Source organism: Pseudomonas sp. T8 (genome assembly GCF_024610635.1).
GTDB classification, from domain to species: domain Bacteria; phylum Pseudomonadota; class Gammaproteobacteria; order Pseudomonadales; family Pseudomonadaceae; genus Aquipseudomonas; species Aquipseudomonas chlororaphis_I.
This window is the reverse complement of the sequence record NZ_CP102374.1, coordinates 5,474,644-5,495,568: the sequence shown is the minus strand read 5'-3', so window position 1 is coordinate 5,495,568 and position 20,925 is coordinate 5,474,644. Positions and strand designations below refer to the sequence as shown.

Here is a 20,925-nt window from a genome sequence, read left to right as displayed (position 1 = left end):
AGCGCATCTCTTGCCGTTACCGACGCACTGGGCTCCGCTGGGCGGGAGGCTGAGAAGCTCATATCTGACTCCATCATTCTGCTCGTTTAAAAAACCTAGGGTTTAGCTCAGGCTTGAAATAGTGTTTTCTATCAATCCAGACGAACCCATCATGCTTGCTAATCACAGCTACGTCGATGGGGCCTGAGACCGACTCACTGGGGCGGGTTACGCGTTCCTTCAGTGACTCTAGCTCAATCAAGCTTCTTGCCAAGCCTGCCATGTCCGGCAGGGGAAGAGAATTTATAATATTTGATAGCGGAAAGACATGCTGGTTTCTGATCTGCTCATACCATCGGTCGGCATGAGAGATCTTCGTTTCCTCGATGATCTCCGTTATCCGCTGCTGCGAAAGGGGATTTTGGGCACCGCACTCAGCCATCACCCGCGATCCCATTTCTCCCAATGCCATCCTTGTAGACGCGTACACAGCATCAAACACATCGGGGGATACACCCATTCGGAAAGTATCGATCATGTGGGTGGTAGCGAAAGGCTGTATGACCGCAGGTGTCGATGCGTCCATAGTTTTGGAATCGTTCTCGTTTTTCTGAACGATCAGACGATCCCCCAAAAACCCGTAGCAGTCATACACCTCAAGCACTGGGAAGTACTCCTCCTTTCCATAGCCCGCGATGACAACGCCGGTAAGCGGGGCATAACTGAGGAACTGCTTCACAGCGAGCTTGATCAGAGCGGCAACAAATCGAGGGACGAGGTACCCCCTGCTGTCTGGATCCTGAATGAATACCGGTATGCTTTGCGCCGACACCCCCTCCAGCTCTGCAGCAGTGTCAGATACGGCGTTAGCAATATCGGCCTCAGTTAGGAGCTCTGGGAGTGGAAGGTTCTCGACATCGATTTCCGCCAACGCAAGCGCTGCCTCAATTTCCTGAGGCGTCATTGACGCTAACTCACCGACTTCACTCTGCCCAGCGTGCACAGCGATGATGTGCTGCAACCGATACGACGCCCCTCCGAGTAACCGAAGAAGCGCTTCTTTCTTGCTCTCTTTCGAAAACAGTTTGTCGTTGTGCTGGACGAAATCAAAAAACTTCTCAGAGTAGGTCTGAAGCTTGTCAAACTGCTCAACACCCAAATGATCACGGAACGACTTGATGTAGAGCTCCCAGGGAACCGTTTGCAGCCCTGCAGACCCAAAGATCATTAACCCAACAGGGCCACACCGAGACAGCTCGTAGAGCTTGTTCGCGCCCTTGAAATAGCGCTTTTCAAGCTCACCACTCTTCCAGGTCGTAACCGTGGTGGCACTGTCTGCTGCCAGAACCACCGCTGTGCGACTCATAATTGCAATCTCAGCCGTCATCTCAAGTCCCTTCGTAGTCACAAGGCCGGTTGATGGCAATATGCCCTAGCGCAATGCCGAAATCTATTGTCTGCGGCAGATCCAGGAAAGGACCGAAAGGGAACGCGACCTGGTAGGCGATTTGAGGAGCTGAAGCGTTTACACTGCAACACTGCTACAGACTCCTATTTTCGTAGGACCCGTAGTGAATGGGGCTCAAGGACCCAGAGGATGACAATCCCTGAGACACGGTTTATACGAGTTCACGTATGGACAAAATTCCGAAATCTGTCCACACATACAAATGTCCATATGGACAAGGCAGGAAAAAGCCAGAGCCCTTGCCGCAGGCTTGTTGCCTCCGCGTCCGTATGCAGCTACATAAAGACTACCATGCTCGTGCAGTTGCACTGCAACGGGCCGACGGGGAAGGTTTCGCGGATAAGGGCAGGTTTTGCGATGTCCATGGGGGTCCTAAAGGGCTGAGGCCAGGCTGATGACGCCAAGGGTGACCGCAATGGCCCCTGACTTTCAACTCCACAGCCCTTTACCGATATCCCCTAGGCCAGGGAACCCCACACTTGCACCAGGCCGAACAGATGCACCAGGCCATAGACCAGGCAGATCGTCGAGCTGACAAAGATGAAGCGCCGGCTGCGCCCGGTGCCCGCCAGGGCGACCGGCCCCAACAGGCCACGCAACAGGTAGACCAGGGTGATCGCGATCAACGCCGGGCGCAGCAAGGGCAAGGGCGCGATCACCCCGGCCGCGGACAGCGCATACGCCGCCCAGGCGGCAAGCACCAGGGCAATCCCGGCCGTGACCACCGCGGGAAACCAGCGCCCGGCCTGGGCTGCCCGCACAAAGCGCTCGCCTGCGCCAAACAGGCGATACCAGGAAGGCCCGACCATGATCACCCCGACATGCATCAGCGCCGCCAACAGGCTGAGCCCGGCGCCGATCACCAGCGCCATGTTGTATCCATTCGTCATTCCATCGCTCCTTGATGCCAGTCCATTCTCGGTGAATCCAATGATTCACGCGCTGCAGCATAGACGTCATGGCGCACCGACGGGGTGCGCCATGACGTCGCCGTCAACGGACCGCCGCTTCGGCGCGGGTGCCGATGTCCATGACCTGGTAACGCACGTGACGACCACTGACCGCCGCGGCCGCTTCCACGCCACCGGTCATGGCGCCAAAGATGCCGTGCCCGGTACGGGTGGAAGCGCCGCACAGGTACAGGTTGCGGATCTCCGTCTTGGCTCCCGGCCGGTTGTGCAGGAAGTACTCCGGGGTAAAGGCCAGGCCGTAGGAGGTCCCGCCTTCGGAGCCGATAAAGCGCGTGACCGAAAAAGGCGTCGAGACTTCCTGATAGACGATGTGCTTCGACATGCCCGGAATCACCCGTTCGGCCAAGGCAATCAGCTGGCGGGCGTACCACTCTTTTTTCGCCAGGTAGGCCGGGTTGGTCCGATAGCTGCCATCCGTCAGCTCGGCCTGGGTCACGCCCCAGCTTTGCGGGGTGGAAGGCACTGCCGACATCAATTGCAGGTTATAGATGCCCGGTGGCGCGATGGCCGGGTTATCCGGGTCTTTCATGGTGGCGTTGCCGATGAACAGATGGGGCTCCTCGGGAAACGCCCCGGCGAACACCTCGCGGTAGGCCTTCTCGTAATCGCAGCCTGGGTAGATGCGATAGTTGGTGTTCTTCAGGCCCATGGCCTTGAGGTCCATGTCGATACCCAGATAGACCACGCCCATGGCCGGTGACATCTCGAACTGCTCGGCACGGCGCACGGTCTTGGGCTTGAGGTGTTCACGGCCGATCAGGCCGAGCAGGGCCTGCTTGATATCGGCGTTGCAGATCACCGCACCGGCCTTGACCACCCGTTTGCCCAGGTGCTTGTTGCTGAACTCGACGCCCACGGCACGCCCGTTCTCGATCAGGATACGTTCGACCTTGGACCGCAGGAGGATCTTGCCGCCCTTGCGCTCGACCACCTCGCCCAGCTTGTCGGAGAACATCTGACCGCCGCCCGAGGGGTAGTAGGAACCCTGCAGGAAGTGATTGACCACCGCCGCGTGGCCGGCCATGGTCGCGCGGCTCGGCGGCTGGTGATAGACCCCCAGCTGCCCGGTCAGGATGGCCCGCAGGCGCTGGTCCTGGGTACAGGTGTCGAGGAATTGCGCCACCGTCGATTTGGCGTGACGCATCAGCATCCACGAGCGCGGCAGTACCCACAGCGCCGTCAGCGGGCGCGAGTGGATACCCATGAAATCCCAGACCTGCTGCAGCATCTTGAAATAGCGGTTGATCCCCGCCCGCTCCTTAGGGAACGCCTCCAGCAGCTTTTCGCGAAAGCGTTCATAACCGCGGGGAACCGCGAACTGGAAGTCGGGGAAACACAGGGTCTCGAAACCTTCCGGATCCTGCTCGATAAAGCGGATTTCACCGTCATCGATGCCGGCCCCGCGCAGGATCCGCGGAATCAGGCCGTCCTTGCCGCAGTCGCCGATGTAGTGCAGGCCGACATCGAACTCGTAGTCCTTACCCTTGCGGTGGAACACCGTGGCACAGCCGCCCATTTCATAGTGCATGTCGAGCACCAGCACCTGCTTGCCGCGGTTGGACAGGGTTGCGGCAGCCGTCAGGCCACCGATGCCGGCGCCGACCACTATCACGTCGAAGGTGTCGCTCTCGAGGGTCTTGAATCGATCAAAGCTTTGCATGGGTTACGGTTCCAGTCGCGCATCAGGCGTGGGCTAGGTGGTGGTCGCGGGTCGGATCGACCGCCTCGGCCTCATGTATCAGGTGGGGCAGCTTGTTCGGCTTGCGGCTCCAGTGCTCATGCTCCGCCAGGGGCGGAATCCGCTGCAGGATCACCGGCCAGTGCTCGGCCAGCTCGGCGTTGAGCTTGAGGAAATGCCGGTTGCTGTCATCGAGCTGGTTCTCCGGCTGGATGGCTTCCTCCGGGCATTCGGGCAGGCACAGGCCGCAGTCGACGCACTCCTGGGGATTGATGACGATGAAGTTCGGCCCCAGGTGGAAGGCATCCGCGGGGCAGATATCGACGCAGTTGGTGTGGCGGCACTGGATGCAGTTGTCGGTCACTACGTAGGTCATGGTGAGTCTCGTAAACGTCTGGTTGGACTGGGAAGTCGCCGCTCAGAAATAGCGGTCGACCAACAAGCGCGCCGACAACATCGTTCCGATGAAGCCTGCGCCCGGGAATGTCCAGGCCCCGACCTGGTACAGCCCCTTGACCGGGTATTTCTGCGGGAAACGGTTGAACAGGCCGGACTGTCGGGTGTTCTGCTCGAAGCCGTAGATCGCGCCCGCCGGGTTATGGGTGAACTTGCTCATGGTGCGCGGCGAACCTGCCTCGCAGACCTCGATGTGCCGACGCAGGCCGGGGATGACCCGTTCGGCGTTGGCGATCAGCAGCTCGGTGAGTTCGATCTTCTTGCGCCGGTAGGCGAGCTTGTCCAGGGAGTGCCATTCGCCGGCGCCCGTCAGGGTGAACAGGCCCAGGCTGGACTTTCCGGCCGGGACCATCGAGGGATCGACGTTGGAGAAGTAGTTGATCGACCAGCTGGTGTTGTCGCCATGCAGCTCTCCGGCCTGGATATGCTCGAACTGTTGGCGCTGGGTTTTCGGCGGGGCGAAGAAGTGGATGTACTCCTCGGCGCCCACGCCCAGTTCGCTCAGCGGGCAATCGAGCCCCAGGTAGACCTGGAACCCCGACACCGACAGCTTGAGCCGGCGCAGACGCGAGCGGTACTTGGCACCGAAGTGCTGCTCGCCCGCCAATGCCAGCACCGCATGGGGCGAGATATTGGCCACGACGTTGCGCGCCTTGACCTTGCCCGACTTGCGCGTCACCACGCCACTGACCCGGCCGCGCTCGACCACGATCTGGTTGACCGCCGACTCCAGCTCGACCCGGCCGCCATGCTGCTCGATGACCTCGACCAAGGCGTTGGACAAGGCCTGTGAGCCGCCCTTGATCGAATAACCGCCGTTCTCCAGATAATCGATGAAGGGATAGGAAAAGTAGCCGAACGCCAGGTCCTTGGCCGGCAGGCCGTAGTAGCTCCATTGCGCCGACAGCACTTCCTTGAGGCGCTCATTGGAGGTGAAGCGCGAGAAGTAGTGATCCACCGTTTCATGCCCATACTTGAGCACCCGGGGATAGATCATCGGCGTGGCCACCAGCCTCATCCAGAACGGCTTGCGCGAATACAGGAAGCCGCACAGGTCCTTGTAGTTGCGCTGCGACTCGGCGAACAGCCGGTTGATGTTATCGACCTCCTCGGGAAAGAAGCGGAACAACTCGCGCTTGTAACCTTCCAGGTCGCGGTGCCCGACCGTGAGGTCGATGTCCTGCGAGCGATAGCGATACAAGGTCGGGTGATGGAGAAACTCGACCTTGTCCGCCACGCCACAGGCCTGGATCACATTGAACGACTCGGCGCCCCGCACCACGCCGTCGAACGAATGCAGCGAAACATCGAAGTTGAAATCCTTGCGGCGGAAATTGCTCGCGTAACCACCGGCTACGTTGTGCTTTTCCACCACCAGGACTTTCTGGCCTCGCTGCGCCATAAGGCTGGCACCCGCCAACGCGCCAAGGCCCGCGCCGACGAAAACGGTATCGTATTCTTGACTCATGATTTCTCCTGGCTCTGCGGCCAGATCAGAACTGCTAATCAGGCCGTCAGACCGCCATCGATCACGAATGTCTGGCCAGTGATGTAGTCGGCCTGGGGCGACAGCAGGAAGCTGGCCAGGGCCGCCACTTCGCGGACTTCACCGAAGCGCTTGAGGGGGATGGTGTCGGTGATCGACTTGCGTATCGGGTCGGCGATCTGCCCGACCATCTCCGTGGCAATGAAGCCTGGGGCGATGGCGTTGACGGTGATCTTGAAGCGCGCCATTTCCAGGGCCATGGTCTTGGTGATGCCGATCATCGCCGCCTTGGTCGCCGAGTACCCCATCTGTCCCTTGTTGCCCTTGAGCCCGCTGACGGAGGACATGTGCAGGATCTTGCCGCGGCGCTCGGCGGCCATCGCCGGAGCCAGGCATTTACTGAAATACACCGCCGAATCGAGATTGGTCGCGACCACGTCGCGGTAGCGCTCGATGTCGAACTTGAACAACAGCTGGTCGCCGGTCACGCCCATGTTGTTGATCAAGCCGTAGGGCTCGCCGTGGGTTTCCACCAGCTGGGCGCACACCGCCTCGACCGAGTCGTGGTCCCTGCCGTCACAGGCATGCCCGCTGGCCAGGCCGCCACTGGCGGCCACTTCCTGCTCCAGTTGCAAGGCCGCGTCGGCCGAGGACTGGTAGGTGAACGCGACCCGATACCCTTCCCGGGCCAGGGCCAGGACCAGTGCGCGGCCAATGCCGCGACTGCCGCCGCTGACCAGTACCCATTTGCCGTTTGAAGACTGCTGAACTTCCATGATCTACATCCTTTGATCTGATGATCCCTGCCGCCGTCATGCCGGCACGGCGGTTTTTCGAGCTTCCGCACGGGCGAAGAAATCGAAGATTTCCTCGAAGTAGCGGTCCCGGTGTTTCTTGTGGTTTTCCAGGTGGCGACAGCCCTCGAAACCGACCACGTGCAGCGCCTCGCACTCCTGGCTGAGCCCGGTCACGCTGGCATCCGGGATGAAGTGGTCGTTGCGCCCGTAGAAGTAGGCGATCGGCAGGTGACGCACGCCGCGCAGCGAGTGATCGATGGCACAGGTGCCCGTGGGGACCGCCAGGCGGCTGCCGCTGATCCAGCGCATGGCCAGTCGCAACGGCCCGCGGGTGAAGTAGCTGCGCACCGAAATCGGCACGCTGTCCAGCACGGCCGAGGTAAAGGGCGTGGCATCCCGCGCCAGGGCATGGGACAGGTGATAGCCACCGAACGAACAGCCCACCAGGTGGATCGGCAGGCCTGGGTTGTCCCGCGACACGCGCCGGGCAATCGCCAGCACATCGTCGGCGAACGCATGGCCGCCGATGGTGCTGCGGCCGAAGCCTTTGAAGTTGAAGGCGACCACGTGATAGCCCTGTTCGAGAAACGCCTGGTCCAGGTTGTTCTCGAAAAAGTAATGCATGCCGTACTTGAGGAACGGATGACACAACAGCACCACGCCCCGAGGGTGCATGGCGCTGGTGCGCAGGGACGCCCCTTCCAGCCGGCTGCCGTCGCGCGCGATCTCCACAAAGCCTGCCGCACGCTTGGGCACGTCACGCTTCCAGCCCTGTACCTGACGGAACATGACGCGGATGAACAGCTTGGAAATGGCGATCCCCAGCCAACCGGTCGATTGCTCGTTCTTGCTCATGCTCGCCTCCATTGCCTGGCCTTCATTTCGGCATAGCCGAAGGCGGCTTCGTAACTGGGACCTGCCACCCAGGCGCTGAGGAACTGCACGCCCTGCACCGGGAAGCCGTGATGGAACACATGGCCCTTGAGATCGGTGCCGACCATCGCCCCATAACCCGAACCGTCGGTGTTGTTGGTGAAACGTACATAGGTATGGGGCGTGGCGACCTCGGTATGCAGCACATGCCCGCGCAGCCCCGGCACCTGGCGCAACAGACGCTCCACCAGGATGTCGCTGGCCCGCTGCTTCTTGGCCCGGTATTGCGCGGTACGGCGCTGCGGCCAATGGGCGATCGAGTCGAGCACGTTGATGCACACCACCTGGCCCGCAGCCGGGTCCAGGGCGTGATAGTTGGTGACCTCGATCGGCGACATCTCCCAGAAGGCCCGCTCGCTGAGCTGCGCCTCATAACCACTGAGGGCGGCCGCCATGCGCAACTCGGCGCCAGCCGCCGGATCATCGGCGAACAGCATCGATTCGCTGTGCTGCAAGCCCAGTTGCTCCGGTGGCAGGTCGGTCACCAGATACACCGTGGTGGTCGAGCGTGCCGGCTTCAGCCCGGTGAGCTTCTCCCGGGTGGCCGCCAGCTCCACATCCGCCGCGAACAGGTGCTGCACCGCGTAATGCGGTGAAGCGTTGATGTACACCCGCGAAGAATGGAACACCCCGCGATTGGTGTTGATGCCCGTGGCATTGCCCTGGCCGTCGGTGAGCACGCCATCGACACGGGTGCTGAGCAGGATCTGCCCACCCGCCTGTTCGATCTGCTGCGCCAGCAGGTTGGACAGGTGCTGGGAGGAGCCGGCGACATAGGCGTTGCCACGGTTGAGCGTGGCGTACACCACATGCAGGTAGTACAGATAGCCCAGGTCTTCCGAGTAGCCGCCGACGTAGATGCCCGGCGCCGCCAGGATCTCGATCAGGTACGGGTCGTCGAACAGTTCGTGCAGCGCCTGGCGCACGGTCTTGTGCTTCAGGTTGCGATGGGCGAAACGCAACTGGGCCATGTCCGGCTCGAAACTGCCGTCGAGCATCTGGAACTGGTAGTAGCCGTTGCGTCCGTAGGTCCGGACGTGCTCGAAGAAGGTCGCGATGGCCTCGGCCTGATGGGGAAAGCGCTCGACCAGCTGCCGCTCCGCACCGTCCGCATCGTTGGCCAGCGGCAGCTCCGTGCCGTCCCGGTAGGCGCAGAAGTAGTCCTGGGGATAAACCAGGTCCAGCGTCTCGTCCAGCCCCAGGTCACGCAGGATGCGGATGAGGTTGCCGCCCTCGGCCATGCCACTGAGCTTGTGCAGGCTGCAGTCGAACACCGCACCCTGCTTTGGCCGGCTGAAGGTGGAGGCATAGCCGCCGACGACAATATGCTTGTCGACCATCAACAGGCGCACCCCGGGGTCACGTTTGACCAGCATCGCCGCACAGGCCAGGCTGGTGATCCCGGCACCGACGAAGATCGCGTCCCAGGACGGCTGGTTCATTGCCGCAACCCCAGCTTGTCGACCCAGGCATAGATCTCGGCAAAACGTGCGTCGTTGAGCCGGGCGTTATGGGCCGAGCGCCAGACTTCCTCGATCTTCGCCTTGTCATCCACCGCGATCGGGAACTCGAACGAGGTGTGCCGGGCGATTTCCGGGTTGTAGGTGAACATGTCGATCAATGCCGGAATGATCCGGCGGCTCATGGCCTTCACCTGGGCGATGGACTCGGGGCTCGCCGTTTCAAAGAACGACTCGCTGATCCAGCGACCGAAGGCGATATGCCGGGCCTCGTCATGATGGTGCTCGCGGAACATGGTCCGGGTCATAGGCTCGACGCCTGGCCCCTGGGACGTGTGCATCGCGCCCATTTCCGCGACCCACTCGATCAGCAGCGTGAACAGCACGCCCACCGCGGGCTCCATCTTCGGCAGCGTCTCGGTGAGCAACTCATAGAGGCCCACCGGCGGGTTCCACAACTGCAGGCCGGCCTTGCCCATGAAACGCTTGAAGGTCAGGGTGTGAACGATCTCCTCCTTGGAGAAGATCATCAGGTACTCCTGCAGGTCCTGGGAGATGCGGTCGTGGAACTGAGTGACATAGCCCATGTACAACGGTGGAATGGTCTGCTCCAGCCAGATGAACATGGAGATGTCACGGCCGGTTTCCAGCCAGGCCAGTTCCAGCTTCTGCGCCTCGCTCAGGCCTTCGCAGAAACGCGTGCCATTGATCCACAGGTGATCGGGGTCCTTCGGGTACAGGCTGCGATCGACCTCCTGGTCCCAGGGCAGCACGGTCGCGTGGTCCATGGTCTTGTGGTGCGAGACTTCGCTCAGCTTGCGGACCTTGGACTCTCTTGCTTCTGAAATGGCGAGCACACTATTGGTCAGCGTGGACATTCCCTTGCTCCTATCCGTAACGGTGGACCTGCCAGTCAGGCAGGGACAGCGGCCGATTCCTTGAGCTCGACCACGAACTCGCACAGCTGGCGCAGCGTGGCGATCTTGCGGCTGACGAACGAGTCGGGATCCAGCGCTACGCCGATCTTCTTCTGCACCACGACCTGCATCTCGACGAAGTCCAGGCTGTCGAACTCCATCGCTTCGATGTGGGTATCGAGGGTCACATCGTTTTCGTCGACATCCTTGAGTTCCAGGATGAGGTCGCGAACAACGGCAAATACTTTCTCTACGGTGGTCATTGCATAGCTCCTTGGGAGGTTGGAAGGGCCTTTATCATCAGGCCGAGGGTGATGGTCATTACGTGGCGATCGCTGACATGCACCCCGAGATCGAGGGTGCCCACGGCCTTGCCGGGGCTTTCGATCAGGTGGATGTTGTCGATCTCGCAGCGGATATCGGTCTGCAACTCGCCCAGCGAGCGCAGCGATGTGCAGAAGGTGATCTGGTGGCTGGTCTGCACCACCAGGTGATCGGACAGATCCTCGAGCCGGTTCGGCCGCTGCCGCTGACGGAACTGCGGGGACAGGCAATCGAAGATCACGCCCAGATGGTTGCGGATGAAGTGGGAAAAGATCAGCGCATCGAGCGCGACCCAGTCATCGAGCTCCCGGCCCAGGTCATCACGAAAGCGCGCGAGCCAGGCCGCGACCTCCTCGTGTGCCAGCAGGAAACCCGGGGTTGTGGATGACCATTCCGGTGCCTCGACGATGCGTACATGGCCGATCACGTGTTCGCTGTTGTCAGCACTCGAGTGCAACTTGAACCCGGTGCTGTCGCTGCGTTCGCGGGTCGACAGGGCTACCGTGCTGTCACGCAGCACCGGGGTCTTGAGCAGCGCCTTGAACTGCATCCAGTCCTGGGCCAGCACCGGGTTGACCCGCCCCATGCGGTGCTTGACCGGCAGCAGCGCGAGCATGCCATGCACCACCACATCGGCCGCGTCCATGCGGCGCGCCGCCTCGCGGTCGAAGTGGATCGGGTTGCGATCGCCGGAGAGACCGGCCCAGGCCTCGATCTGCTCGGCTCCGAATTGCAGCTGCATGATCAGACCACCTTGCGCAGCATGATGCCGGCGTTGGCGCCACCGAAGCCGAAGCTCAGGTTCAGCACGTTGTTCAGGGTCTGCCCATGCAGGTGTTCGTTGGGCACGTAGTTGAGGTCGCACTCAGGGTCGGCCTCATCCATATGGATGGTCGCCGGAATCGTGCCCCGGGCCATGGCCTTGAGACAGAAGACCGCCTCCATCGAGCCGGCGGCGCCGATCAAGTGCCCGGTGTAGGACTTGGTGCTGGACATCGGAATGCCGTATGCCGCATCCCCCAGGGCCAGCTTGATCGAGCGGGTCTCGTTGACATCGTTGAGCGGGGTCGAGGTGCCGTGCAGGTTGACGTAGTCGATCTGCGAGGCCTCTACGCCTGCCTGCTGGCACACGTCATTGATCACCCGTACCCGGGCCTGCATGTCTTCGGCCGGGGCCGTCATGTCGTAGGCGTCCGAATAGTTGGCGTAGCCGGTGATCTCGCCGAGGATCTTCGCGCCCCGGGCCCGGGCCAGTTCATAGTCTTCCAGGCACAACACCGCCGCGCCCTCGGAGAGCACGAAGCCGCTGCGTCCCTTGCTGAACGGGCAGCAGGCCAGGCGTGGGTTTTCCTGTTCCTTGCTCAAGGCCTGGATGACATCCACCGACCAGACGTTGAACTGCTCTTTCAGGGATTCGCTGCCACCGGCGATCATCACCTTGGCGCGGCCGCTGCGAATCGCCTCGTAGGCTTCGCCAATGGCGATGGTGCCCGTGGCGCAGGCCGCCACCGGGCTGTTCTGGATACCGCGCATGTTCCAGTTCATGGTGATACCGGCAGTCGCGGCATTGCACATCGACATGACGGTGGCGAAGGACGTGGAGATGCCCTGCTCGCGGTATTCGTTGTTGTTGCTGTTGGCGGTATCGAGCCCGCCCCAGCCGGTGCCCAGGATCACGCCGCGATCGAAGGGCGAGACGACCTCATCCAGGGGCGTGTCGCCATACGCCACGCGGATCGCCTCGTGGGTGGCCACCAGGCTGTATTTGGCGAACAGCGGCAACATCTTGGAGATTTTCTTCGAGAACGGACGCATCGCTTCACGACCGAAGTCATCGATAAAGCCAAAGTAACGCGCATGGATGCTCGGATCGTCGAAGCTGTGCTGACGGTAACCGACCTGGTAATCCATCATTGCGTCCCAGATGGCTTCGACATTCTCGCCGAGCGAGCAGATGGCGCCATAACCGGTTACAACCACCCGGCGCGGTTCTGAAGAGGCGGACTTTTCCATGATCTTCCCTGTTTCGATGTCTTGGCTGGAGATGCCACGCAGCGTGAAGAAGCCTGATCCAGACACTCAGACTGCCATTGGCATATTCGACGATTAAGGCAAGTGGAGTACTCGCAAGTACAAACCATGTACGCACTAGTTGGAACAATCGTCCAACATTGCAAAGCTCAGCTCTACGGCGTTATTGGGGGCTTAACCACTGCCCGGCATAAGTTGTCGTAATTGCCCGGGGAGGACAACTGTATCTAGGTACAGATGGCCAAGTGCGTAATGAAAATCAACTCAGGCAACCTGCAACTGCACCTAAGTACAGGTTGTCTCCGGGCAGACATTGTTAAACTAACAAACGCCGCACAATTGATTTGCCTTAATCGCAAGTTGACTCTCCGTGAACGGTGCGAGCTCAACCCTTAGTACTGACCATATCCCATGGAAGAACTTCAACAATATGGAATCCATCGAATTTCACGCGCTCGACTATAGTGCGACGCCCCACGCCTGGGTCGCCGATTTGTATGGCCTGCGCAAGGAAGTATTCGCCGATCGTTTGAACTGGAAGGTTAATATAAAGAATGACATCGAGTTCGATGAGTACGACAACGAGCGCACCACCTACCTGATCGGTACCTGGAAAGGCGTGCCCCTGGCCGGCCTGCGCCTGATCAACACCCTGGATCCCTACATGGTCGAAGGGCCGTTCCGCGACTTTTTCCGCTGCGCGCCGCCCAAGCAGGCGTTGATGGCTGAATCCAGCCGCTTTTTCGTCGACAAGACCCGCTCGCGCCAGCTCGGCCTGGCCCATCTGCCGCTGACCGAAATGCTCCTGTTGTGTATGCACAACCATGCCGCGCGCAGCGGCCTGGAATCGATCATCACGGTGGTCAGCAACGCCATGGGACGGATCGTCCGCAACGCCGGCTGGCACTACGAAGTAATGGACACCGGCGAGGCCGCGCCGGGAGAAAAGGTGCTGCTGCTGAACATGCCGATCAGCGACGCCAATCGTCAGCGCCTGCTGTCCAGCATCGCTCGCAAATGCCCCTTGTCATCCACGCAGCTCAGCTGCTGGCCGCAGCGCCTGAACCCGCTCCACACCGCGTTCTACGAGCCTCAGCGGATCAGCGCCTGAATCAGAGGATGCCCTGGCGCTGAGCCTCGTAGACCGCCTGCTTGGCGTTGCAGACCTGCAGCTTTCCGGAAATGTTCGACATGTGAAATTTGACCGTCCGCTCGGAAATCGCGCAGATCAGCGCGATTTCCCGGTAGGCCTTGCCCATCATCACCCACTTGAGCACCCCCAGCTCCCTGGCCGAAAGCGGCCCGGTCTGAGGCTCGGGGAACAGCTCGTCCATCGCCCGCAGGCTCAGCAGCCGGCTATGAAAGCGGATCAGCGCCATCTGCAGCTGCCCCTGCTGGTCGGCCATGCGCCGCTCAAATTCGGCTTGCGACCCGCTATTGCAAAGGCTCAGCGAACTGAACATGCCGCAGGCGTCATGCAGGGTAAACGTCGCGCCGGAGCAGATGCGGTATTGGCTGGAACGTCGAAACAACTCCCGACTCTTGTCACAGGAGGCGGCCTGGAGAGCGTCGCTCCAGGAAAACGGCGCGCAACTTTTAAGACCGTGATGAATGATCGGGTCGATCAAATGATAGTTGGCATTCTTATAGGCTTTCAGCCAGCGCGATGGGTAGTTCGAAATAATAAGAGGGGCTACTTCGCGATTTCGAGGGGCGGCAAAGTAGGCATAACTTGCCCCTTGCAGATCGCCCAACAGCTTTTCAAGCTCTAAATTTAAACAGACATTTGAATTACTTTCGTCGGCCGGAATAAAGCCAGAGTATTTGAGTCGACTATCCATGTCATGAGCTCGTCATATTTCAGGATTACTTCAGTCTCTCGGGAGAGGGTGAAGACGGTGCAAGATTTTTCTTATTATGCCTAAGCACGTGAATGCATAGCTGCTGACCTACCAAGTTGGTAAATCCCGATACGCTGGCGGGCTATATTCAGTTATGCCTTGATAGAAATCAAGCAGGCGAGCTATACGGCTTTAGTTGTATTTCGAGGAAATTATAGCGAGCGGTTTGTGATGTTTTTTTGACGACAGAATACAAAACTCTTATTACCCGTTCGGTTAATACCGAACGATATCGCGGCAACCGCTCTACAACCGCTGCTGGAGACAGGAAGTTCTTGTCGCCAGCAGCCCGACAAAGCCCTGGGCGGCAGGGCTAGAAGTCCAGCGGCAAGGTCTGCTCGCCCTCCAGCGCCAGCAGGAACTGCTTGGCCTGCAGGCCGCCGGCAAAACCGGTGAGGCTGCCCGAGGCGCCGATCACCCGGTGGCAGGGGGCGATGATCGAGATCGGGTTCCGGCCATTCGCCGCGCCGACTGCGCGCACGGCCTTGGGGCTGCCGACCTGGGCGGCAATCTGGCTGTAGCTGCGGGTTTCACCGAAGGGAATGGTCAGCAGCGCCTGCCAGACCTTGCGCTGGAACTCGGTGCCGACAAAGTCCAGCTCCAGCTCGAAGCAATCGCGGCTGCCGGCAAAGTACTCGTTGAGCTGGCGTTCGGTTTCCAGCAGGACCGGATGATCGTCGGCTGGCTGCAACGGGCCGAGACGCACGCGGTTTTCGCGCTCGCTCTCCCAGAGAATCGCAGCAAGCTTCGTGCCTCTGGCAACCAGGGTCAGTTGACCGACGGGCGAGTTCATCAATTTGAATACGCAGGACATGCTAAGCCTCCTTTATCTTCCAGGGAGATCAGGCCCGAACCCGGCCTTCATCCCGGTACGCCTGCACTGTAGATCGACATTCAAGCGCAAGAACTACGTTTCTTGTGCTTGAATTCAGGGCCGGATCTTCCTGGATGGCGCTACGCTGGCTACTCATCCTCTTCGATCAGATAACAATTGTCACTGCTGCTGCGCCGCCCATGGGGATAGACGATAAAGGCGCCGCGCCCATTGCCGCACTCGAGCAGATGCACCGGCGACAGTTCACGCTGCTGATCGATGCGCGCATTGAGCCGGACGATATAGATGCCCAGCGCAAGCGACACGCAAAGAATCAGCAACAAGCAAAACACCAACTGATCGGTGTAGCCCGCACCGGCCTTTTCAGGATGCATAGGCAACGGCGTCCGATCCTGCTGTCAGTTCCCTGCCATGCCCGATCAAGAATCCTCCTCGCGGCCCACCCTCGCCCAGGCGCACTGCGGGCGTTCTGGACAGCGAGCCATAGGCCAGCAGGCCGATGACAATCAAGACCAGCAGAATGTCTTTGATCAAAGGAGACAGGTTCATGGTGGCGCCCTCTTGGTGTAAAAGCCGCCACCCTAGAGTCCGACAGGTTAACGCCAGGTAAACATCGCTAAAAAAACGCCCGACTCCGTTATCCTCTGGGCCACTGAGCGACAAGGGTCCAAGGGGACGTTCCCGTGCATATCCACCTGCTGCTGGTCGAGGACAACCTCGACCTGGCCAACACCGTCATCGAATACCTGGAGATCAACGGGATCGTCTGCGATCACGCCAGCAATGGCCGGACCGGCCTGAGCCTGGCGCTGGACCAGCACTATGATGTGATCCTGCTGGACATCATGCTGCCGCGCCTGGATGGCCAACAGCTGTGCAAACAGCTGCGCGAACAGGGCAAACAGACACCGATCCTGATGCTCACCTCGCTGGATGCCCTGCCGGACAAGCTCGCCAGCTTTGCCATGGGCGCCGACGATTATCTGGTCAAGCCCTTCGAGCTGGCCGAACTGGTGGCCAGGATCCGCGCCCTGAGCCTGCGGCGCAGCGGCCAGGCCAGCCGCCTGCAGGTGGCCGACCTGACCATGGATCTGTCCACCCGCAAGGTCAGCCGCGCCGGACAGGAACTGCACCTGTCGCCCATCTGCTGGACCTTGCTGGAGTGCCTGATGCGTGCCAGTCCCGAGCCGGTGGGTCGCGAACGTCTCGAGGCCACGGTCTGGGGCGACGAGCCACCGGACAGCAATACCCTCAAGGTGCATATGCACCGCTTGCGCAAGACCGTGGACAAGGATTTCAGCCAACCGCTGATCCACACTCTTTCCGGCATTGGCGTACAGCTGAGGGCTCCATGCGCAAGGGGCTGAGTCTGAAATGGGTGATCAGCGGCAGTTTCCTGCTGTTGATCGCCGTGGTGCTGCTGATCTACAGCCAACTGCTCTCGAGCTACAGCGTCCGTGGCCTGCTCTATACCGCCAGCGCCATGATGGAAGAGCAAGCCCTGTACTTCGTCAGGCATTACAAGAAAGACCCAAGCCTGCCCCCGCCACAGAACTATTTCTTCAGCAGCGTTATCGGCAAGGAGGCGTTGCCGCCGAAAATTCGCCAGTTGCTGGATACGCCGCCAACCCTGTCCTTCGGCGCCGTACAGGTGTTCGGCGAACTGGACGCCGATGGACAGGATGAAGTCAAAGCGATCCTGGCCCAGCCCCTGGGTGACGGCAAAACCCTGTACATGTTCGATGTCGACCACGACCATGAAGAAGGTGGCGAGGTCGAGACTCCGTTGTCCGATGCCTATCTCGATCACGAACTGAACAGCGTCAACTTCATCAGCCTGGGTGTATTCATCCCGGCACTGATCATCATCGTCCTGCTGGTCTGGTGGCTGGTACGTCCTCTCGGCCGGTTGGCCCAGTGGTCCACCACCCTGAAGGATCCGAACGCGGTGTCCAGCCAACGGCCGAATTTCCGCTTCAAGGAATTCAATGTACTGGCCGACTCCCTGGCCCAGAGCGTGCAGCAGGTGCAGGCCGCCAGCCTGCGCGAGGGACGCCTGCTGCGTTATACCAGCCATGAGTTGCGCACGCCGCTGGCGGTGCTCAAGGCCAACCTGGAACTGCTGACCCTGCAGTCCGGCGGCACCCTGCCCCCACCTCTGCAACGTATCGAACGCTCGGTGCTGAACATGCAGCGCATTGCCGAGACGCTGCTGTGGATGAGCCGCGAGCGCCTTGAACCCTTGCAGGAAGAAGCCATCGACATGGCCGAGCTGTTCAACGAACTGATCCAGGAGCATCGCTACCTGATCGGCAAGCGGGATATCGAACTGATCCTCGACATCAGCAACGAACCCTGTCGCCTGCCCCCGACTGCCTGCCGGATCGTGGTCGGTAACTTTCTACGCAATGCCCTGCAATATGCCGACGAAGGCAGCATCGAAATCACCTTCGAGCAGCTGCGACTGCGCATCGTCAACCGCGTCCGTGACACCCGCGAGCCGGAAGAATCCAGCGATTTCGGCTATGGCCTGGGCCTGGAGCTGATGCGCCAGCTGTGCGCCAGGCTGGGCTGGACAATCCAGGTCGTGACCGAACAACAGCGCTTCACGGTGACCCTGGACTTCACCCCCACCGAGCCTCCAGCTGCGCCCCAAGAGCGCGCCGAAGGCAATGCCCGCGAGATCGACTGACAGCCCGATCAACCCAGCAAGCCCAGCTCCTGGGCCCGGGCCACGGCCTGGGTGCGACGCTCCACCCCCAGCTTGCTGTTGATATGGCTGGCGTGGGTCTTCACGGTGTGCAGCGAGATAAACAACTGATCGCTGATTTCCTGGTTGGAACAGCCCTGGGCGATCAGTTGCAGCACCGCCAGTTCGCGGGAGCTGAGGGCTTCGCCGTGATGCTGCTCCACAGGTTCGCGCGCCACGGCGGCCGGTAGGCGTTCGAGCAAGGTCTGGCGCAATGGCGTCGCCGGCCCCTGCTGCAGCTGCTCGCGGACCCAGGCCGGATGCGCCCGCACCGCCCATTCGAACGGTTGCAATGCCCCGCCCACGGCCGCCTCCAGCGCCAGGGCAAAGGCCTGCCGGGCCTCGGGGTCGCGCCCCTGGGCCAGCAACAGCGCGACCTTCTGATTCAAGGCCATCACATTGAGCATCTGCCGCCCGGTCTCGCGGCCATGCTCCACCAGTTTGTCCAGGCGCTGTTCGGCCAGGGCCAGCTCGCCCTGGATGCTGTCGAGCAAGGCTTGCTGCAACTCGATATGCAGCGGCAGCTGTGGATGAAATTCCGGCGCCGCGGCGGCCTGGTCGCCGGTGTAGGTCTGCCCCAGGCGAGCCAGCCAGGCCTGCGCCAGGTCGGTGCGGCCCTGGGCCAGCCAGAGTTCGCACTTGACCAGGGTAATCATCGCCAGGTAGTAGATCGGCGGGACGTCCCAGATGTGCATCAGGCGTTCGGCCTCGGCCAGCTCGGCAAAGGCCTTGGCAAATTCACCGTTGTGGCCTTCCAGGTTGGCGATCACGCAATGGCCGATCAGCACGCTGATATCGCGACAGGCCCGGGCCTCGACCAGGCCCGCCCGCAAGCGCGCCAGCCCGGTCTCGGGCTGGCAGCGCAACGTCAGCAGATACCCCTCATACAGCGTCAGCCGCGCACGTACCGCGTACAGGCGTTGCGCGGACAGGCCATACAAGCGCTGCAAGCCCTGGCGCACTTCATCCAGCGCCCGCAGGATCTCGCCGCGGGCTTGCAGCACCCGGGCCCGGTCGTAATGGGCCAGGGCCTCGAACAAGGGGTTGCCGACCCGCTGCGCCAGCTCCAGGGATTCGCGGTTGAGCCCCCGGGCACGCCACAGGTCGCCATCGGCGATCGCCAGGTTGGACAGGGTCGACAGGCATACCAGCCGCTGCCCGTAACGTTTCTGCGGCAAGGTTTCCAGGGCTTCGGTGCAATACAGCAGGGTCAGCTCGCGATTCCCCCGCCCGCGGGCGACGATCCCGCTCAAGGCCAGCCATTGCGCCAGCATGGATTTCTGCGCAGTGGCCGAAGGGGCCGGCAGGAAGCGACTCAAATGGCTGGCCAGCTCCTCGGCGGCATCCAGCTGGCACGCCAGCCCCAGCGCCCAGCTGTACAGCACGATCAGCCGCGGGGTGCTGATCAGCAGGCTGTCGGGCAAGTCCATTTTCCAGCGCAGCAACATGCCGACGTTCTGCTCGGCCAGCAGTTGTTCCTCGGACAAGTTCTGTACCAGGTTCGCCGCCACATCCAGGTGCCCGGCGCGCAACGCCTGCTCCACCGCTTCGTCCAGCAGCCCCTGGGCGTTGAACCAGCGACAGGCCCGCAGGTGCAGGCTGGCCGGCGGCAATACCGCATTGGCGGTGGGCCGGGTGCGCAGCAGGTCGGAGAACAGGTGGTGATAACGGTACCAATGCCCCTGCTCGTCCAGCGGCACCAGGAATACCTGGTGGGCCAGCAGGTAACGCAGGATCTCGGCACTGTCGTGGGACTCGCGCAGCGCATCGCACAGTTCGCTGCAGAAGCGCTCCTGGGGCGCCGTGTCGTAGAGGAACGACTGCACTTCGGCAGGCAGGCAATCGATGACTTCTTCCAGCAGATAATCGCGAATCAGGCCTTCGCCGCCATTCAGTGACTGCGGCAAGGCTCCACCGCTGCCCGCCTCCGAGGCCGCCAGCAACCAGAAACGCAGCCCCGCTACCCAGCCTTCGCTGCGCAGGATCAGGCTTTCCAGCGCCTCGCCGCGCAACGAACTGCTGTGCCGGTCGAGCAGGGTCAGGGATTCGTCGTAGGTCAGGCGCAGGTCCTGCTCGTGCAGTTCCAGCAACTGCCGCGACAGGCGCAAACGCGCCAGGTGCCAGTCCGGGCGCTGGCGGCTGGTCACCAGCACCAACAGGCCGTCGGGTAGATGATTAAGGAAGAACTGCAGGCAACGATCGAGCACCGGCCCCTGGGCCAGGTGGTAATCGTCCAGCACCAGCAACAAGGGAGACGCACTGGAAAGATGGGCCGCCAACTCGTCGAGCAGGCCGTCCAGCCATTCTTCGAAGGCGAAGGGCTGGTGGCGCTGGCGCATCTTCAGCAGCCCGAGGGATTGGCTGCCCAGTTGGGCGAAATACTGTTGCAGCCCCTCGAGCAGGCGTTCGAGAAAACGTCCCGGATCGTTGTCCCGGCGACTGAGCCCCAGCCACAGGCTGCGCCAGTGCGGCGGCAGGCTTTGGCAGAACTCCACCGCCAGCGAACTCTTGCCAAAACCGGCCGGCGCACTGACCAACAGCAACCGGCCATTGAGGCCCGCGCTCAAGCGCTCGCACAGACGCGGCCGCAGAACGTAGCCGTCGGGCAAGGGAGGTCGGTAGAAGCGCCCTTCCGGCGCGGGGATGGCCGCACCGGCAGGCCCCTGGATACGGGACAGATCAGTCATGGCCAACTCTTATTGAAGTGCTGTTGTCGGCAATACAGATGTCGGCAGACTAGCGGTAAAAAGCCCCCTGTTGAAGATTTTTGCTACAGATGGATAGAAAAAGAATACAACCGGGTTTGTCAGCGCTCCCCGCGTACTTGTAGGAGTGAGCTTGCTCGCGATCAGCTCAGCGCGGTTTTACCGGGAGGTGGCATTGTCTGGAGTATTTTTCGCGAGCAAGCTCGCTCCTACAGGGGCCACCCCGTGTTTTGTA

At 61.3% G+C, this 20,925-nt stretch carries 20 protein-coding genes and 1 pseudogene; 3 read left to right on the top strand and 18 right to left on the bottom strand.

Annotation, left to right across the window (positions count from 1 at the left end):
- Positions 1–73: 73 nt before the first annotated feature.
- The 13 genes and pseudogenes from NRG23_RS24970 to NRG23_RS24910 all read right to left on the bottom strand — a co-directional run bounded on the left by NRG23_RS24970 (position 74) and on the right by NRG23_RS24910 (position 12,482).
- A complete protein-coding gene (locus NRG23_RS24970) occupies positions 74–1,366 on the bottom strand; it encodes a hypothetical protein (protein WP_257372638.1) in 1,293 nt (430 codons plus the stop codon).
- Positions 1,367–1,743: 377 nt separating this feature from the next.
- Positions 1,744–1,812: pseudogene (locus tag NRG23_RS24965) on the bottom strand (MBL fold metallo-hydrolase); the annotation flags it as partial.
- Positions 1,813–1,905: 93 nt separating this feature from the next.
- Positions 1,906–2,337, bottom strand: a complete 432-nt coding sequence (locus NRG23_RS24960; protein ID WP_009050735.1) for a hypothetical protein — start codon at positions 2,335–2,337, stop codon at positions 1,906–1,908.
- Between the two features lie 103 nt (positions 2,338–2,440).
- Positions 2,441–4,078 (bottom strand): NAD(P)/FAD-dependent oxidoreductase, encoded by a 1,638-nt coding sequence (locus NRG23_RS24955; protein ID WP_135006903.1) that lies wholly within the window; start codon positions 4,076–4,078, stop codon positions 2,441–2,443.
- Positions 4,079–4,100: 22 nt separating this feature from the next.
- A complete protein-coding gene (gene fdxA / locus NRG23_RS24950; RefSeq protein ID WP_009050737.1) occupies positions 4,101–4,472 on the bottom strand; it encodes a ferredoxin FdxA in 372 nt (123 codons plus the stop codon).
- A 42-nt stretch (positions 4,473–4,514) separates the two neighbouring features.
- Positions 4,515–6,020, bottom strand: a complete 1,506-nt coding sequence (locus NRG23_RS24945; RefSeq protein WP_009050738.1) for an NAD(P)/FAD-dependent oxidoreductase — start codon at positions 6,018–6,020, stop codon at positions 4,515–4,517.
- Between the two features lie 38 nt (positions 6,021–6,058).
- On the bottom strand, positions 6,059–6,814 hold the full coding sequence (locus NRG23_RS24940; RefSeq protein ID WP_053269877.1) for an SDR family NAD(P)-dependent oxidoreductase: 756 nt from the start codon (positions 6,812–6,814) through the stop codon (positions 6,059–6,061).
- A 36-nt stretch (positions 6,815–6,850) separates the two neighbouring features.
- Entirely contained in the window at positions 6,851–7,690 is an 840-nt protein-coding gene (locus tag NRG23_RS24935; protein ID WP_016703553.1) for an alpha/beta hydrolase, read from the bottom strand.
- The gene (locus NRG23_RS24930; protein ID WP_009050741.1) at positions 7,687–9,210 is read right to left on the bottom strand and encodes an NAD(P)/FAD-dependent oxidoreductase; all 1,524 of its coding nucleotides are present in this window, start codon (positions 9,208–9,210) and stop codon (positions 7,687–7,689) included. The genes NRG23_RS24935 and NRG23_RS24930 overlap by 4 nt, the downstream gene beginning before the upstream one ends.
- The gene (locus NRG23_RS24925; protein WP_009050742.1) at positions 9,207–10,106 is read right to left on the bottom strand and encodes a diiron oxygenase; all 900 of its coding nucleotides are present in this window, start codon (positions 10,104–10,106) and stop codon (positions 9,207–9,209) included. Before NRG23_RS24925 ends, NRG23_RS24930 begins: the two co-directional genes overlap by 4 nt.
- Before the next feature lie 35 nt (positions 10,107–10,141).
- A complete protein-coding gene (locus NRG23_RS24920) occupies positions 10,142–10,408 on the bottom strand; it encodes an acyl carrier protein (RefSeq protein ID WP_016703554.1) in 267 nt (88 codons plus the stop codon).
- Positions 10,405–11,211 (bottom strand): MaoC family dehydratase, encoded by an 807-nt coding sequence (locus NRG23_RS24915; RefSeq protein ID WP_257372637.1) that lies wholly within the window; start codon positions 11,209–11,211, stop codon positions 10,405–10,407. Before NRG23_RS24915 ends, NRG23_RS24920 begins: the two co-directional genes overlap by 4 nt.
- A gap of 2 nt (positions 11,212–11,213) precedes the next feature.
- Entirely contained in the window at positions 11,214–12,482 is a 1,269-nt protein-coding gene (locus NRG23_RS24910; RefSeq protein WP_028683363.1) for a beta-ketoacyl-[acyl-carrier-protein] synthase family protein, read from the bottom strand.
- Positions 12,483–12,930: 448 nt separating this feature from the next.
- Between NRG23_RS24910 and NRG23_RS24905 the strand changes: the two genes are divergently transcribed.
- The gene (locus NRG23_RS24905) at positions 12,931–13,611 is read left to right on the top strand and encodes an acyl-homoserine-lactone synthase (protein ID WP_009050746.1); all 681 of its coding nucleotides are present in this window, start codon (positions 12,931–12,933) and stop codon (positions 13,609–13,611) included.
- A 1-nt stretch (position 13,612) separates the two neighbouring features.
- Here the strand turns inward: NRG23_RS24905 and NRG23_RS24900 are convergent, their stop codons facing one another.
- From NRG23_RS24900 to NRG23_RS24885, 4 genes are all read right to left on the bottom strand, one after another.
- Positions 13,613–14,341 (bottom strand): LuxR family transcriptional regulator, encoded by a 729-nt coding sequence (locus NRG23_RS24900; protein ID WP_080684215.1) that lies wholly within the window; start codon positions 14,339–14,341, stop codon positions 13,613–13,615.
- A gap of 373 nt (positions 14,342–14,714) precedes the next feature.
- Positions 14,715–15,215 (bottom strand): methylated-DNA--[protein]-cysteine S-methyltransferase, encoded by a 501-nt coding sequence (locus NRG23_RS24895; RefSeq protein ID WP_028683364.1) that lies wholly within the window; start codon positions 15,213–15,215, stop codon positions 14,715–14,717.
- A gap of 149 nt (positions 15,216–15,364) precedes the next feature.
- Positions 15,365–15,610: a hypothetical protein gene (locus NRG23_RS24890; RefSeq protein WP_009050749.1), complete on the bottom strand. Its 246-nt coding sequence runs from the start codon at positions 15,608–15,610 to the stop codon at positions 15,365–15,367.
- The gene (locus NRG23_RS24885) at positions 15,600–15,785 is read right to left on the bottom strand and encodes a hypothetical protein (RefSeq protein WP_009050750.1); all 186 of its coding nucleotides are present in this window, start codon (positions 15,783–15,785) and stop codon (positions 15,600–15,602) included. The genes NRG23_RS24890 and NRG23_RS24885 overlap by 11 nt, the downstream gene beginning before the upstream one ends.
- Before the next feature lie 134 nt (positions 15,786–15,919).
- Between NRG23_RS24885 and NRG23_RS24880 the strand changes: the two genes are divergently transcribed.
- Together NRG23_RS24880 and NRG23_RS24875 are read left to right on the top strand one after the other, a co-directional pair.
- Positions 15,920–16,603: a response regulator transcription factor gene (locus NRG23_RS24880; RefSeq protein WP_009050751.1), complete on the top strand. Its 684-nt coding sequence runs from the start codon at positions 15,920–15,922 to the stop codon at positions 16,601–16,603.
- Positions 16,588–17,928: a HAMP domain-containing sensor histidine kinase gene (locus tag NRG23_RS24875; protein ID WP_028683365.1), complete on the top strand. Its 1,341-nt coding sequence runs from the start codon at positions 16,588–16,590 to the stop codon at positions 17,926–17,928. The genes NRG23_RS24880 and NRG23_RS24875 overlap by 16 nt, the downstream gene beginning before the upstream one ends.
- 8 nt (positions 17,929–17,936) lie before the next feature.
- Here the strand turns inward: NRG23_RS24875 and NRG23_RS24870 are convergent, their stop codons facing one another.
- The gene (locus NRG23_RS24870) at positions 17,937–20,672 is read right to left on the bottom strand and encodes a LuxR C-terminal-related transcriptional regulator (RefSeq protein WP_257372631.1); all 2,736 of its coding nucleotides are present in this window, start codon (positions 20,670–20,672) and stop codon (positions 17,937–17,939) included.
- Positions 20,673–20,925: the final 253 nt, after the last annotated feature.